The sequence below is a fragment of the Streptomyces tuirus genome, from assembly GCF_014701095.1.
Classification (GTDB): domain Bacteria; phylum Actinomycetota; class Actinomycetes; order Streptomycetales; family Streptomycetaceae; genus Streptomyces; species Streptomyces tuirus.
Genome location: NZ_AP023439.1, coordinates 6,751,289 through 6,766,302, shown reverse-complemented (window position 1 = coordinate 6,766,302; position 15,014 = coordinate 6,751,289). Strand labels below are relative to the sequence as shown.

The 15,014-nt window shown below is 71.8% G+C and carries 12 protein-coding genes; 2 read left to right on the top strand and 10 right to left on the bottom strand.

Annotation, left to right across the window (positions count from 1 at the left end; translation table 11 throughout):
• Positions 1 to 54 precede the first annotated feature (54 nt).
• The 6 genes from IGS69_RS30735 to IGS69_RS30710 form a co-directional block, all read right to left on the bottom strand.
• Positions 55 to 1,842 (bottom strand): ABC transporter ATP-binding protein, encoded by a 1,788-nt coding sequence (locus tag IGS69_RS30735; RefSeq protein WP_190903722.1) that lies wholly within the window; start codon positions 1,840 to 1,842, stop codon positions 55 to 57.
• Between the two features lie 4 nt (positions 1,843 to 1,846).
• A complete protein-coding gene (locus IGS69_RS30730) occupies positions 1,847 to 2,905 on the bottom strand; it encodes an iron-siderophore ABC transporter substrate-binding protein (RefSeq protein ID WP_190903721.1) in 1,059 nt (352 codons plus the stop codon).
• 91 nt (positions 2,906 to 2,996) lie between these two features.
• On the bottom strand, positions 2,997 to 3,851 hold the full coding sequence (locus IGS69_RS30725) for an ABC transporter ATP-binding protein (protein WP_190903720.1): 855 nt from the start codon (positions 3,849 to 3,851) through the stop codon (positions 2,997 to 2,999).
• Positions 3,852 to 3,890: 39 nt separating this feature from the next.
• Positions 3,891 to 4,952 (bottom strand): FecCD family ABC transporter permease, encoded by a 1,062-nt coding sequence (locus IGS69_RS30720; RefSeq protein WP_190903719.1) that lies wholly within the window; start codon positions 4,950 to 4,952, stop codon positions 3,891 to 3,893.
• Positions 4,949 to 6,010 (bottom strand): FecCD family ABC transporter permease, encoded by a 1,062-nt coding sequence (locus IGS69_RS30715; protein ID WP_190903718.1) that lies wholly within the window; start codon positions 6,008 to 6,010, stop codon positions 4,949 to 4,951. Before IGS69_RS30715 ends, IGS69_RS30720 begins: the two co-directional genes overlap by 4 nt.
• Before the next feature lie 129 nt (positions 6,011 to 6,139).
• A complete protein-coding gene (locus IGS69_RS30710; protein WP_190903717.1) occupies positions 6,140 to 7,492 on the bottom strand; it encodes a lysine N(6)-hydroxylase/L-ornithine N(5)-oxygenase family protein in 1,353 nt (450 codons plus the stop codon).
• A 247-nt stretch (positions 7,493 to 7,739) separates the two neighbouring features.
• Between IGS69_RS30710 and IGS69_RS30705 the strand changes: the two genes are divergently transcribed.
• Positions 7,740 to 8,687, top strand: coding sequence for a methionyl-tRNA formyltransferase (locus tag IGS69_RS30705; protein WP_190903716.1), 948 nt, complete (start codon positions 7,740 to 7,742; stop codon positions 8,685 to 8,687).
• A 191-nt stretch (positions 8,688 to 8,878) separates the two neighbouring features.
• On the opposite strand, the gene IGS69_RS30700 is transcribed toward IGS69_RS30705, so the two are convergent.
• The 4 genes from IGS69_RS30700 to IGS69_RS30685 form a co-directional block, all read right to left on the bottom strand.
• On the bottom strand, positions 8,879 to 9,580 hold the full coding sequence (locus IGS69_RS30700) for a response regulator (protein WP_190903715.1): 702 nt from the start codon (positions 9,578 to 9,580) through the stop codon (positions 8,879 to 8,881).
• Positions 9,577 to 11,205, bottom strand: a complete 1,629-nt coding sequence (locus IGS69_RS30695) for a sensor histidine kinase (protein ID WP_190903714.1) — start codon at positions 11,203 to 11,205, stop codon at positions 9,577 to 9,579. The genes IGS69_RS30700 and IGS69_RS30695 overlap by 4 nt, the downstream gene beginning before the upstream one ends.
• A 95-nt stretch (positions 11,206 to 11,300) precedes the next feature.
• Positions 11,301 to 11,804 carry a hypothetical protein gene (locus IGS69_RS30690; RefSeq protein ID WP_190903713.1) on the bottom strand — a complete coding sequence of 168 codons (504 nt, stop codon included), beginning with the start codon at positions 11,802 to 11,804 and terminating at the stop codon, positions 11,301 to 11,303.
• 90 nt (positions 11,805 to 11,894) lie between these two features.
• On the bottom strand, positions 11,895 to 13,790 hold the full coding sequence (locus IGS69_RS30685) for an ABC transporter ATP-binding protein (protein WP_190904714.1): 1,896 nt from the start codon (positions 13,788 to 13,790) through the stop codon (positions 11,895 to 11,897).
• A gap of 215 nt (positions 13,791 to 14,005) precedes the next feature.
• On the opposite strand from IGS69_RS30685, the gene IGS69_RS30680 reads away from it, so the two are divergent.
• Positions 14,006 to 14,989 carry a lysylphosphatidylglycerol synthase transmembrane domain-containing protein gene (locus IGS69_RS30680; protein ID WP_385864696.1) on the top strand — a complete coding sequence of 328 codons (984 nt, stop codon included), beginning with the start codon at positions 14,006 to 14,008 and terminating at the stop codon, positions 14,987 to 14,989.
• Positions 14,990 to 15,014: the final 25 nt, after the last annotated feature.

Sequence of the window (15,014 nt, the reverse complement as noted above, 5' to 3'; positions counted from 1 at the left end):
AGACTCAGCGTCCCTTCCAGAATGTGGAGTTAGGCTAACCTAAATTAGGGTTGCCTAACTACCCTCTCGCCAGGCCCGCCACAGTCGTGCGTACCGGCCGCCCAGAGCCACCAGTTCCTCGTGCGTCCCCTGCTCCACGACGCGTCCCGCGTCGAGCACGGCGATCCGGTCCGCCGCCATCGCCTGGGTCAGCCGGTGCGCCACGAACAGCGTGGTCCGGCCCGCGCACGCGGCCAGCACGGCCCGCTCCAGTTCGGCGGCGCCCTCGCTGCCGGCCTCGGCGGTCGACTCGTCGAGCACCACCACCGGTGCCCGGCCCAGCACCAGCCGCGCCAGGGCGATCTGGGCGACCTTGGTGACGTCCAGGCGTTCGCCGCCCTCGCCGACCGGGGTGTTCAGCCCGTCGGGCAGCGCCGCGACCCAGCCCTCGGCGCCGACGGTGCGCAGCGCGTCCAGCAGTTCGGTGTCGGTGGCCCCCGGTGCGGACAGCCGCAGGTCGTCTGCGAGCGGGCCGGAGAACACGTGCGTCTCCTGCGTCAGGATGCTCACCAGGGCCCGCGCCCCGGCCTCGTCCAGGTCGGCGAGATCGGTCGTCCCGATGCGCACGGACCCGGCCTGTGGGGTACCGATGCCGGCGATCAGCGCGGCCAGTGTCGTCTTGCCCGCCCCCGTGGCGCCCACCAGGGCCAGCGACCCACCGGCCGGGATCGTCAGGCCGACGTCCCGCAACACCGGTTCCTCGGAGCCCGGGTAACGGAACGTCAGCCCCTCGACCGTCACCGGGTACGCCCCGGCCCCGGCGGCCGTGACGGACTCGTCTCCGACCAGCCGCTCCTCGGCGGACTCCCCCAGCACCCCGACCAGGCGGGTCAGGCTCGCGCCCGACTTCTGCGCCTCGTCGAAGGTGAACATGATGGCGCCGAGCGGGGTGAAGAGCCGGTGGAACAGCAGCGGGGCCGCCGACACCTCGCCCAGGGTGGCCGCCTCGGCCTCCAGGAGGGCGTACCCGACGACGAGGATCAGGACCAGTCCGATGAACTCGGCGCGGTTCTCCCGGCCGACGAACCGGCCGAAGAACCGGAACACCTCGATTCCGAGTTCGCGCACCCGCCACGACTCGGTGGTGACCTTCTCGCGGAAGGCGCTCTCCAGGCGGTACGCGCGGACGGTGTCGATGCCGTTCAGGCCGCTGATGAACGCCTGGGCGCGGTCGGCCTGGGCCACGCGCTGCTTGCGGTAGAGCGGGGCGGACCGCGGCAGGTACCAGCGCAGCGCCAGCGCGTACGCGGGCAGCGCGCCGGCGCCGGCCAGGCCGAGCCGCCAGTCGAGGCCGAACATGCCGAGCGTCGCGATGACGACCAGGACCCCCGCCGAGAACACCGTGGGGACGGCCGTGCGGATGCCCTTGGAGATGACGGCCACGTCGTCACCCACCCGGGAGAGCACGTCCCCCCGGCCGACCTGCTCGACCCGGGTGCTCGGCATGCCGAGCACCGCGCGGACGGCGCCCTCGCGCAGCCGCGCGAGCAGGTCCGCGCCCAGCCGTCCGATCAGATAGGTCGACACCGCGGTGGCCGCCGCGCCGAGCAGCGCGGCGGCACCGATCAGGACCCCGACCGTGACCAGGACCGAACGGTCCTCGCCCCCGACGACCCCGTCGACCACCCGGCCGAGCAGGAGCACCGGGAGCACTTGGAGCGCCGCCCCCGCGACCGTGGTGAGCACGGTCGCGACGGTCAGGCCGGGCATCGCGCGGCAGTGGTCCGCGACCCATCGGGCGGCCTCGCGGCCGGTCGTCGTGCGCAGGGCCGCCGGGGCGACGCGCGTGTCGGTGGTGCTCACTTCCCTACTCGACCGACTTGACGAGCTCGTCGATCGCGTACGGCATGGACAGCAGGGTGCCCTGGGAGATGGCCGCGCCGACCGCGGGTCCCTCGCTGTCGAGCAGGTAGGACACGTTGCCCTTCTTGACCGCGTCGAGGTTGGCGAACAGCTTGAACTTCTTGAGCGCCTCGGTGTCGGCCTTGTCGTTGATGACGAAGATGCGGTCGACGTCGACGAGGTCGATGCGCTCGGGCGAGAGCGTGGTGTAGAAGTCGCCGCCCGCGACCTTGTCGATCTCGGTCTGGTACGTGTAGCCGATGCCCGTGATGAGCCGGCCGCGTACGTCGGTGGAGGTGAAGGGCGCCACCGAGTCCTTGTACCAGGACAGGGCGACCGCGGTCTCCTTGCCGAGCTCGGGGTGGTCCTTCTTGGCCGTGTCGAGCCGGCCCTGGATGTCGTCGACCATCTTCTGGCCCTCATCTGCCTGGCCCAGGGCCTTGGCGATGTGCAGGGCGTTGTCCTGCCAGGGAGCGCTGAAGGGCTCCTTCTCGCCCTTGGTGCGGGCCACCGTGGGGGCGATCTTGGAGAGCTTGTCGTAGGCGGCCTGGTCGATCTCGGAGTACACCGCGACGATCAGGTCGGGGCGAAGGGCCGCGATCTTCTCGTAGTTGGGGCCGGAGTCGCCGTTCTTCATGACGACCTCGGGCTTGGTGTCGCCCCACTTGTCCTTCACCCAGGGCCACTGGGTGTTGATGTCGGGGCTCTTGCCGGGCGGGTTCGGGTACTGGTCGACCATGCCGACGGGCTTGATGCCGAAGGCCAGGACGGTCTGGTCGTCGGTGTAGCCGACGGAGACGACGCGCTGGGGCGCCTTCTTCACCGTGGTGGACCCGAACGCGTGCTCCACGGTGACCGGGAAGTCACCGGCGGCCGCGGCCTGAGTGCCCTCGCCCTTGTCGTCCGCCGAGTCCGTCGAGCCGGAACCGCATCCCGCGAGGAGACCGACGCCGAGGGTGGCCGCGGACAGTATGGCCGCCAGCCGCCGCCAGGGCTTCCCGGGCGTCGTTCGATGGAGGAGCATCCAAATCCCCTTGCTTTCGCGCTAGTTCGCTGCACCCTCGCCTAAGGGCAGGCAAACCTTATCGCGAGAGAATGAGGTTAGCCTAGCCTTACTAATGCTCCGCTGCCGGCAGGTGACCGGGCAGCACATGGGTCCGCCCGATCGGCACGATGAGCGGCCGGTCTCCGACCGGATCGTCGATCACCCGGGCCTTCAACCCGAAGGCCTCTTCCAGCAGTTCGGCGGTGATGACGTCCCGCGGATGCCCCTGCGCCAGGACCGACCCCTCGCGCATCACCACGAGGTTGTCGCTGTAGCGCGTGGCCAGGTTGAGGTCGTGCAGCACCATGACGACGGTGCAGCCCGACTCGTGCAGATCGTCCACGAGGTCCAGGACGTCCACGGCGTGCGCCAGGTCCAGATAGGTCGTCGGCTCGTCCAGCAGCAGCAGATCGGTGCCCTGGGCCAGGGTCATGGAGATCCAGACGCGCTGGCGCTGCCCGCCGGACAGCGCGTCGACCGGGCGGTCGGCCAGGTCGGACACGCCCGTCATGGCCAGGGCGCGCTCCACCACGTCGGCGTCGTCGGAGGACCACTGCCGCAGCCAGCTCTGGTGCGGGTGACGGCCCCTGGCGACCAGGTCGGCCACGGTCAGCCCCTCCGGCGCGACCGGCGCCTGCGGCAGCAGGCCGAGCTTCTTCGCCACGTCCCGCGTCCTGAGCCGGCCGATGTCCTCGCCGTCCAGGACGACCGCGCCCTTGGCCGGTTTGAGCAGCCGCGACAGCGTCTTCAACAGGGTCGACTTCCCGCAGCCGTTGGGGCCGATGATCGTGGTGATCACGCCGGGCGGTATCGCCACGTCGAGCTCGTCGATGACGACCCGGCCGCCGTAGCCGACCGTGACGCCTCGGGCTGCCAGCCGCGAAGTGCCCCCGACCGCGGCCTCGGTGACGGACTGTACGACCACGGGTCCCCCCTTGCTTAGGTTCACCTGACTCTTGTACATCTACCGCAGGTTCGCCCGCACCAGCAGATAGACGAGGAAGGGCCCCCCGATCGCGGCGGTGACCACGCCGACCGGGAGGGAGACCGGCAGCGCCGTGCGCGCGACGAGGTCGGAGCCGATCAGCAGCAGCGCGCCCACCAGGCCCGAGGCCACCATCGGTGGTGTGGGGCAGCGGGCCAGACGCATCGCCACCTGCGGCGCCACCAGCGCGACGAACGGCACCGGGCCCGCCGCGCTCACCGCCACACCGGCCAGCAGCACCGCGCACAGCAGCAGCACCGCCCGCACCCTCGTGTACCGGACGCCCAGCCCCGCGGCCACCTCGTCGCCGAAGTGCATCGGCCTGAACTGGAAGGCGACGCAGGAGACGACGAGCAGCAGGACGAGCCCGCACCACAGGGCCGTCCAGACCTCGCTCCACGAGCGGTCCTCCAGCGAGCCGACCAGCCACGCCTGGGCCCGGGCCACGTCCCGGATGTCGGCCGTGACGAGCAGCCAGGTGGTGAGGGCCTCCATCACGGCGCTCACCGAGATGCCGATGAGGATGAGCCGGAAGCCGTCGACCCCGCGCCGCCACGCCAGGAAGTACACCAGCAGGCCCGTGCCGAGCCCGCCCGCGAGTGCCGCGGCGGACAGTCCCACGGAGTTGACGATCGCCGCGGCGGTCCCGCCCGAGACGGTCACCAGGAACACCGCGACCGCGCTGGCGCCCGAGGTGATGCCCAGGACGTCCGGGCTGGCCAGCGGGTTGCGGGCGATGGACTGCGTGATCGCCCCGGACACCCCGAGCGCGACGCCCACCACGAGCCCGGCCAGGGCGCGCGGCATCCGCAGGTCCATGATGATGAACCGGTCGACCTGCTCGCCCCGTCCGAAGATCGTGGCGATCACCTGCGGGAGGCCGATGGGGAAGTCCCCGACGGCGATGGAGACGCAGAACACCAGGAAGGCCGCCGCCGCGAGCAGCAGCGTGACGCTCAGCAGCCAGGGCCGCCAGACGAACGACACCCGGCCGAGCCGCACGCCCGGCGGCAGCGACGGTTTCACCTCGGTCACGTTCATGCGCTCCTGAACTTTCCGCGCCACACGAGGACCGCGAAGAAGGGGGCGCCGAGCAGCGCCACGAGGACACCGGCGTCCAACTCGCCCGGCCGCACCACCAGTCGGCCGACGATGTCGCAGAGCAGCAGGACGACGGCCCCGAGCAGCCCGGCGTACGGCACGAGCCAGCGGTAGTCCGGGCCGGTCAGGTACCGGGCCACGTGGGCCACCATCAGGCCGAGGAAGGCGATGGGCCCGCACGCGGCCGTCGCGGCTCCCGCCAGCAGGGTGATGGCGGTGATGCCGACGGTCCGGCTCAGCGCGATGTTCACGCCCAGGCCCCTGGCCACGTCGTCGCCCAGGTTGAGCAGGTTGAGGGAGGGCAGCGTGGCGAGAGCAAGGACCAGCCCGGCGCCGATGAACGCGGTCACCGGCCAGATGACGTCGAATCCCACACCGGCGAGGGAGCCGGCGTTCCAGAACCGCAGCGCGTTCAGTGAGGCCTGGTTCGACAGCGCGACCGCCGTGGTCATCGCCATGAGGAACACGGTGATGCCCTGCCCGGCCAGGGCGAGCGTCAACGGGTTGCCGGCCCCCCGGCCGATGCTCGCGAGACCGAACACCACGACACCGGCGACCGCCGCGCCCAGGAAGGCGAACCAGACGTACTGGAACGGGTCGGAGAACCCGAACACGGCGATCACCGACACGACGGCGAACGAGGCGCCGGTGTTCACCCCCAGCAGGCCCGTGTCGGCGATCGGGTTGCGCGTGAACCCCTGGATCAGCGCCCCGCCGACCCCGAGGGCAATGCCCGCCACGATCCCGAGGACCGTACGCGGCACCCGTACGGTCTCCACGATGAGGCGGATCTCGGTGAGCCGCCGGTCGGACTCCGGGCCGGCGAACAGCCCGTGCCACACCTCGGCGGGGGTCAACGCGCGTGCCCCGACGGCCAGCGACAGCACCGCGGCGATCACCAGGAGCGCCACGAGGATGCCCAGGCCCGCGATCCGACGCCGGCGGGCCGGGGCCGAGCCCCTGGTCGCGGGGCGCTCCACTACAGCAGTCGTGCCCATGTCGACGTACGTTATCCCTTGCGCGGTGGGCGAGTTGACTGGTCGGTTCCTGCGACACCCGAAGGGGCGCGGGGAACTGCGCGAGCGGCCACGACGGCGCCGTGGCCGACCGGCGACCCCGGCGGAGCGCTAGCGGGTCGCGCTGCCCGTGCCGTCGGCGAGCGTGCGCGGCTGGTCGGCGGGCCCGGCCACGCGGCCGAGGAGCGAGTCCAGGATCTCCCCCACCCTGATGGCGGTGTTGGACAGCAGCGACGAGGTGATGCCGTGCGTGTGCTCCGTGCCGCCCTGGAGATAGATGCCGCAGTGCAGGGTGGGGTCGGTCGCGATGCTCCAGTCGCGCTCCACCCGGACCCGGCCCTCGTCGTCGCGCAGGCAGCGGTCGGCGACCTCGCCGAGCAGGCTCGTGGGGTCGACGGGGCTGTAGCCGGTGGCGAAGACCACCACGTCGGCTTCGAGGTCGGTGTCCTCGCCGGTGACGAGGGACGTGACCGTGGCGCGGACGCTCGACGGCGACTCCTTGACGCCGGTGAGCCGGGAGACGTTGAGGAAGCGCAGGCGCTCGGTGCCGAGGACCTTCTCCTGGTACGACTGCCGGTAGAGGTCGTCGATCAGGTCGATGTCCACCACGGAGTAGTTGGTGTTGCCGTGGTACTCCATCAGCCGGCGCTTGACGTCCTCGGGGGCGGCGAAGTACTCGTCGACGGCCTGCGGGTCGAAGATCCGGTTGGCGAAGCTGCTGTCGTCGGCGGGGCTGTAGCCGTACCGGGAGAAGACGGCGCAGACCTCGGCCTCGGGGAAGCGGCGGTGCAGGTAGGCCACGTTCTCGGCGGCGCTCTGGCCGGCGCCCACGACGACGAACCGGGCGGGCGAGGTGCCCTCCAACTCGTCGACTTTGGTCAGCAGTTCGGAGTTGTGCCAGACGCGTTCGCCGCGCTCCACACCGTCCGGCATCAGGGGGCGCAGGCCGGTGCCGATGACGAGGTTGCGGGCCCGGTGGACCTCCAGGCCGCCGCCCGAGCGGACGGTCACCTCCAGGTGGTCCACGACTCCGTCGCGGGTGACGGGCGCGACGCCGACGACCTCATGGCCGTAGGAGACCATGTCGTCGACCTGGGCCGCGGCCCACTCGAAGTAGTCGTGGAACTCCACGCGCAGCGGGAACAGGTTCTTGTGGTTGATGAAGTCGATCAGCCGGCCCTTGCTCTGCAGGTAGCAGAGGAAGCTGTACTCGCTGGCCGGGTTCCGCAGCGTCACCAGGTCCTTGAGGAAGGAGACCTGCATGGTGGCGTCGTCGATGAGCATGCCGCGGTGCCAGCCGAAGCGGGGCTGCTGCTCGAAGAAGTGAGCGGTGACCGCCTCCTGCCTGCCGACGCCGTTGTTGTGCTCGCGGAGCGCGATCGCCATGGCCACATTGGACGGCCCGAAGCCGATACCGATCAGGTCGTGGACCGGTGGTGTGTCACCAGGAAGAACCTGCGACATGTCACTCCCATCGTGCGGGGCAGCCGCGTGTCAGGTGTGGAGGGAAGGAAAGGCGGGCATGCCAACGGGACGGCACGCCAAGGAACTTAGGTGAGCCTAAGCTAAACAAGTTGAGGTGTCGACAGGGCAAAACGGACACCGGCCCGAGCGGGCTCCGTCAACTGGCCGATCCCGCAGACCCGTTGCGGACTAAGGTAAGGCTTGCTTTACTTGCGTCGGCCACTGTCTTGCTCTGAGGAGGAACCCCATGCGGGTCGTCATGTTCGGTTACCAGACCTGGGGGCACCGCACCCTGCAAGCCCTCCTGGAGTCCGAGCACGACGTCGTGCTGGTCGTGACCCACCCCAAGAGCGAGCACGCGTACGAGAAGATCTGGAGCGACTCGGTCGCCGACCTCGCCGAGGAGCACGGCGTGCCGGTGCTGATCCGCAACCGCCCGGACGACGACGAGCTGTTCGAGCGCCTCAAGGAGGCCGACCCGGACATCATCGTGGCCAACAACTGGCGCACCTGGATCCCCCCGCGCATCTTCGGCCTGCCGCGCCACGGCACGCTGAACGTGCACGACTCCCTGCTGCCGAAGTACGCCGGCTTCTCCCCGCTGATCTGGGCGCTCATCAACGGAGAGCCCGAAGTGGGCGTCACGGCGCACATGATGAACGACGAGCTCGACGCCGGCGACATCGTCCGGCAGGAGGCGGTGCCGGTCGGGCCGACGGACACGGCGACCGACCTGTTCCACAAGACCGTCGACCTCATCGCCCCGGTCACCATCGGCGCGCTCGGCCTGATCGCCGCCGGACAGACCGAGTTCACCCGGCAGGACCGCTCCCAGGCGTCCTTCTTCCACAAGCGTGCCGACGAGGACAGCCGCATCGACTGGAGCTGGCCGGCCGAGGACCTGGAGCGCCTGGTGCGCGCCCAGTCCGAGCCGTACCCGAGCGCCTACACCTTCCACCGGGGCCGGCGGCTCGACGTCCTGGCGTCGTTCGTCTCCGAGGGCCGCTACGGCGGCACGCCCGGCCGCATCTTCTACCGCGAGGGCGACGGCGTGGTGATCGTCGCCGGCGCCGACGCCCGCACCGGACGCAACCGCGGCCTCGCCATCACGCGCGTACGCACCGAGGACGGCCGCGAGTTGCCCGCGGCCGAGTACTTCACCTCCATGGGCGGCTACCTCACCGACCGCCCCTGACGTGCCGGCCCCGGTACGGTCCCGGGGCCGGCCGGCAGCGCCGCCGCGCGGACCCGTTCCGCGCGGCGGCGCTCACGCGCGCGCTACCCACGCCTCCGACTCCCAGGAGGACCGTGAAGGACCTGGCCGACGCCGGGCGGGTCGCATGCGTCCGCGGCCTCACCGACCGCCGCCGGGTCGTGGCCGGCGGCTCAGACGCGCCAGGCGTAACGGCGTTCGGGCCGGCCGGTGGCGCCGTAGCGCAGGGACACCTCCGCGCTGCCCGTGCCGTGGAAGTACTCCAGGTAGCGGCGGGCGCTGACGCGTGAGACGCCGGTCAGGGCCGCGCACTCGGTGGCGGACAGGGTGCCGCCGGCCTCGCGCAGGGCCCGTTCGACGAGTTCGGCGGTCTCCACACTCATGCCCTTGGGCAGGGTGTGCGCCGGGGCGGGCCCGAACGCGCCGGCCAGGACGCGATCCACGTCCGCCTGCCCCCGGACCACCGTCGTGAGCAGCCTGCCCCGCTGGGCGGCGTATCTCTCCAGGCGCAGCCGCAAGTCCTCGAACCCGAACGGCTTGAGGAGGTAGTCGACGACGCCGCGGCGGACCGCGCCGCGCACGGTGTCGGCCTCCGTCGCCGCGCTGATGACCATGACGTCGCAGTCATGGCCCGCGGTGCGCAGCCGGGGTATGACGTCGAGGCCGAAGAGGTCGGGCAGGTACAGGTCGAGCAGGACGAGCTCGGGGCGCAGCTCGTCCACCGCCTCGACGGCCTGCTCCCCCGTGTGGGCCGTGCCGACGACGCGGAACGGCTCGACGCGTTCCACGAAGGCGCGGTGGACCCGGGCCACCATGAAGTCGTCGTCGACCACGAGGACGTCGATCGCACCCGCCTTGTCGCTCGCCTGGGTCATGGGGCCGCTCCTTCCGCCACCGTGCCGGTCAGGTGGCTGACGGTCATGCGTGCGGTGAACACGGCCCCTTCGGGGGTGTTGGCCACCGAGATCTCTCCCCCGTGCCGTTCGCAGACCAGCTTGGTCAGGGCCAGTCCGATGCCGCGCTCGCCCTCGCGGGCGGCCTTGGTGGTGAAACCGTGGGAGAACACCTCGCGGGCCAGCTCGGGAGCGACCCCGGGCCCGGAGTCGCGGACCGCGATCTCCACGCTGGAGGCGTCCTGCCGCAGCGCGACCTCCACCCAGGCGTCGTCCCGGGCGGCGGCGGCGTCGACGGCGTTGTCCACCAGGTTGCCCACCACGGTCGCCACATCGGCGGCGTCCTCCGGGGCGAGGCGCTCCAGCGCGGTGTCGTCCGAGATCCGCAGGCTGACCTTCCGCTCGGCCGCCAGGGACGCCTTCGCCATCAGCAGCGCGGCCAGCGCGGTGTCCCGGACGCGGCGGCTGAGGGTGACGTCCAGGGACTGGCGGTGCCGGCTCAACGCGCGGATGTAGCGCACGACTTCGTCCTGCTCACCGATCTGGATCAGCCCCGAGATGGTGTGCAGCTGGTTGGCGAACTCGTGTGCCTGGGCGCGCAGCAGCTCGGCGGAGCTGCGGAAGGAACCGATCTCCCGCTCCAGCCGGGCCAGTTCGGTGCGGTCGCGCAGGGTGGTGACCGAGCCGAGGGCCCGGCCGTCCTTGGTGACGGTCATCCGGTTCATCACCAGGACCCGGCCGTGGCGCACGACGACCTCGTCGCGCTCGCCGGCGGCCGTGCCGGACAGCACGTCACGCAGCCGCCCGTCGATGCCGAGGCCCGTGAGGCTCTGGCCGACGCAGTCCTCGGGCAGGTCGAGCAGCCGGCGGCCCATGTCGTTGACGAGGGTGAGCCGGTGCTGCGGGTCCAGGGCGATCACGCCCTCGGCGATCCCGTACAGCATGGCCTCCCGGTGCTCGGCGAGCCCGGCGATCTCACCCGGCTCCAGCCCGAGGGTCTGGCGTTTCACCCGCCGCGCCAGCAGCCAGGAGCCGGCGACGCCGAGTCCGCTGGCGATGCCGAGGTAGGCGAGCAGGTAGGAGGAGGCGCCGTTGAGCCGTTGCCAGACCGTCGGATCGGCCTCGCCGATCATCACCGTGCCCAGGATCCGGCCGAGGTTCTCCTCCGTCGCCCCGAGGACGGGCACCTGGGCGGCCAGCTCGCGGTCGCCGTCGAGGGTCAGCTGCCCGGACCAGCCGCGTCCGCGGGCGGTGCCCGGCCCGAGCCGCATGCGCTCCCCGACGACGGTGGGGTTCGTGGAGCTGACGATCCGCCCGGTCCCGTCGGCCACCGACACCGACGTCACCCCCGACTGGGCCTGCGTGGCGAGCACCAGCGGGGCGAGCGCCTCGCCCGGCGCGGGGCGCACCAGCTGGCTGCGGACCAGGGGGTTGGCGGCCAGCTGTTCGGCGAGCGCGCTCACCCGGCGACCCTCGACACGGTTGAAGGTGGCCTGCGACTGGGCGAGGGAGACCGCGGCGACAGCCAGCAGCACCACCACGACGATGGCGAGCTGGAGCACCAGCATCTCGCCCGCGAGCGAATGGCGACGAAAGGTGGCGACCACGACGAACTCAATCTCCGGTGCCGCCGCGAGGGGGGCGGCTCATGTGCCGAGCCGGACCATCATGACGCCCACCAGCCGAAATCGAAAGAGAGAGGTCACCGCCCGCCCGGCTTGGGGCCGATGCCCCGCAACTCCCTGATGGTGCCGCCGAGCTTCGCGCGGAAGGACTCCAGGAGCGACGGTTTCACACTGACCACCCAGCGCGTGCCGACGAGGTACTTGCCACCGTAGACACGCGCCTCCTCCAGCCAGGTCTCCTTGAACTTCTCCTCGGGGAAGGTGGTGATGAGGTAGTCGGCCTTCTCGGTGTGGCACAGGCCCTGGCGCAGTTCGTCGGCGTCGATGCGGATCTTCGCCTTGCAGCCGGTCAGCCCGGCGATCACCTCCACCTTGGCCGGTGCGACGACTCCGGCTGCGGGAGCGGCGGTCACGCTCGGCGCCGCCTTGCCGCCGCCGGCGCCCTTGCCGTCGTCACCGCCGCCGCAGGCCGTGACCAGGGGGAGGACGATCAGTGCTCCGGCCGCCGCGAGGGCGCGCGGCCGGTGGGTGCGGGAGGGGGTGCGGCGGGGGGATCGTGCGGTCGGTTGCTGCTGGGACACGTCGCCTCTCCGGGTGCGTCTTTCGGCAGGTTTTCGGCAGGAGCGGGTTTCCGACAGGAGTACGCACAGGTCCGGGCGGGTGTTCACGCCTCACGCGGCCTCCTCCACCGCCTCGCCCCGCGTCCCGTCGGCCGGTCCCGCGAACTGGGTGCGGTACAGCTCCGCGTACCGCCGCCCGGCCGCGAGGAGTTCCTCGTGCGTGCCCCGCTCCACGATCCGGCCGGCCTCGACGACCAGGATCTGATCGGCCGCGCGGACAGTGGACAGGCGGTGGGCGATCACGACGGCGGTCCGGCCTTCGAGTGCTTCGGCGAGGGCTTCCTGGACGGCGGCCTCGGAGGTGTTGTCGAGGTGGGCGGTGGCCTCGTCGAGGATGACGACGCGCTGGCGGGCCAGCAGCAGCCGGGCGATGGTCATGCGCTGGCGTTCACCGCCGGACAGGCGGTAGCCGCGTTCGCCGACCACGGTGTCGAGGCCGTCGGGCAGGGACCGCACGAGGTCGTCGAGGCGGGCCCGGCGCAGGGCGTCCCACAGCTCGTCCTGCGTGGCCTCGGGGCGGGCGAGCAGGAGGTTGGCGCGGACGGTGTCGTGGAAGAGGTGGCCGTCCTGGGTGACCATGCCGAGGGTCTGGCGCAGCGACCGGGCCGTGAGGTCGCGGACGTCGACGCCGCCGATGCGCACGGCGCCCTCGTCGGTGTCGTACAGGCGCGGCATGAGCTGGGCGATGGTCGACTTGCCCGCGCCGGAGGAGCCGACGAGCGCCACGGTCCGGCCGGGTTCGGCGCGGAAGGACAGGCCGTGCAGGACCTCGTCGCCGCCCCGTTCGTCCAGGGACGCGACCTCTTCCAGGGAGGCCAGGGAGACCTTGTCGGCGGCGGGGTAGCCGAAGCGGACGTTGTCGAACTCGACCGCGACAGGCCCCTCGGGCACCGGGCGCGCGTCCGGCTTCTCCTCGATGAGCGGCCGGAGGTCGAGCACCTCGAAGACGCGCTCGAAGCTGACCAGGGCGCTCATCACCTCGACGCGCGCCCCCGCGAGCGCCGTCAGCGGCGCGTAGAGCCGGGTCAGGAGCAGGGCGAGCGACACGACGGCGCCGGGTTCGAGGGAGCCGCGCAGGGCGAACCAGCCGCCGAGGCCGTAGACGAGGGCCAGGGCGAGGGCGGAGACCAGGGTGAGAGCGGTGATGAAGGCCGCCTGGGCGGTCGCCGTCCGGACCCCGATGTCCGCGACCCTGCGGGCTCGTTCGGCGAACTCCCGTGACTCCTCCTCGGGACGGCCGAAGAGCTTGACCAGGGTGGCGCCGGGGGCGGAGAACCGCTCGGTCATGCGGGTGCCCATCGCGGCGTTCAGCGTCGCGGCCTCCCGCTGCATCCTGGCCATCCGGCTGCCCATCCGCCGGGCCGGGATCACGAACACCGGCAGCAGCACCAGGGCGAGCAGGGTGATCTGCCAGGACAGGGTGAGCATCACCGCGAGGGTGAGCAGCAGCGTGACGAGGTTGCTGACCACTCCGGAGAGGGTGTTGCTGAACGCGCGCTGGGCGCCGATGACGTCGTTGTTGAGCCGGGAGACGAGGGCGCCCGTACGAGTGCGTGTGAAGAACGCGACCGGCATGCGCTGCACATGGTCGAAGACCGCGGTCCGCAGATCGAGGATCAGATGCTCCCCGAGCGTCGCCGACAGTCTCCGGCCGAGGATGCCCAGCGCCGCCTCCACCACCGCGATCAGCGCGATGAGCAGGGCCAGGCGTACGACCCTGCCCTCGTCGCCGTCCGACACGATCGTGTCCACGACCCGTCCGGCCAGGACGGGTGTCGCCACGGCCAGCAGGGCGGTGCCCACGCCGAGCAGGACGAAGAGGGCGATGCGCCGCCGGTGCGGGCGGGCGAACGCGCCGATGCGGCGCAGGGTCGCCAAGGCGAAGGGACGGCGGTCCTGTTCGGCGTTGATGACACTGTGCAGCTGTGTCCACGCCGTGGTCTCCATGCTCATGGGAGCGACCGTAGAACCTCAAGCAATGTTGAGGTCAAGGAGCTCGCGCATTTCCCCGACATCCCGCACAATCAGCCCGATCCCCCTCTTCCCCGTCTCTCCGCGCAAAGGCCCCGATGACGCTCCCCACCCAGCCGCTTTCCGCGCGCAATCCCCGGTCCCCGCTCCCGCAACCCGCAGTTGGCCCCGCCTGGACAGCCTCTGAAGACGTGACAGCGGTCCAACTCCCCGAACTCCGCCCGGGACGACTCCCCCGTCGCGTCCCGGTCCGCCGCCTGAGGCAGATCCTGTGTCTGCTCCCGCTCCTGCTCGTGACCGTGGTCGCGGTGCGGCACCGGTCGGTGCTGGCCGCCGGTTTCGCGCATCTGGGCACCGCCGAGTGGCCCTGGCTGCTGGCCGCGGTCGGCGCGACCTGTCTGACCTGGGTCGCCGCCTCCTGCACGCGGCAGGGCGCGGTCGTCGAGCGGCTGCCCCGACGGCGGCTGCTGGCCACGCAGTTCGCGGCCGGCGCGGCCAACCACCTGCTGCCGACCGGGCTGGGCGCGAGCGCGGTCAACCTGCGGTTCATGACCGTGTGCGGGCTGCCGCTCGCCCGCTCCTCGGCGGCCCTCGGCCTGTACCTGCTCGCCGAGAGCATCGGCCGGGTGGCACTGCTCGGTGCCCTGCTTGTCGCGTTCCCCGACGCGCTGCGGCTCGGCGCACTGGTGCCGGAGACGGCGTTCGGTCCGCTGCTGGCCGGCGTCGCGGTGGTGCTCGTGATCGCCGTGACCGTGCTCGCCCTCGTGCGGCGGCTGCGCTCGGCCCTGGTGTCGTTCCTGCGGACGGCGCTCGGCGAGGCGCGTACGGTGCACACCCGCCCGGCGCGGGCGCTGGCGCTGTGGGGCGGATCGTTCGCCTTCCCCGCCTTGCAGGCGTCCGTCCTGGTGCTGACGGGGCGGGCGCTGGGGCTGGACGTCCCGCCCGCGCACATGGCGGTGGCCTATCTGGCGGCGACGGTCGCCGTCGCGCTGGTGCCCACGCCCGGCGGCATCGGCTCGGTGGAGGCGGCGCTCGTCATGGCGCTGGTGGCGGCGGGCGGCCCGGCTGCCGTGGCCACCGCGGTGGTCCTGGCCTTCCGGGTCATCACCGTCTGGCTGCCGCTGGTGCCGGGGGCGCTGACGCTGGCGGCGCTGGTCCGGCTGAAGGTGATCTGATCCGGGTTCCGGCTGAGGGTGATCC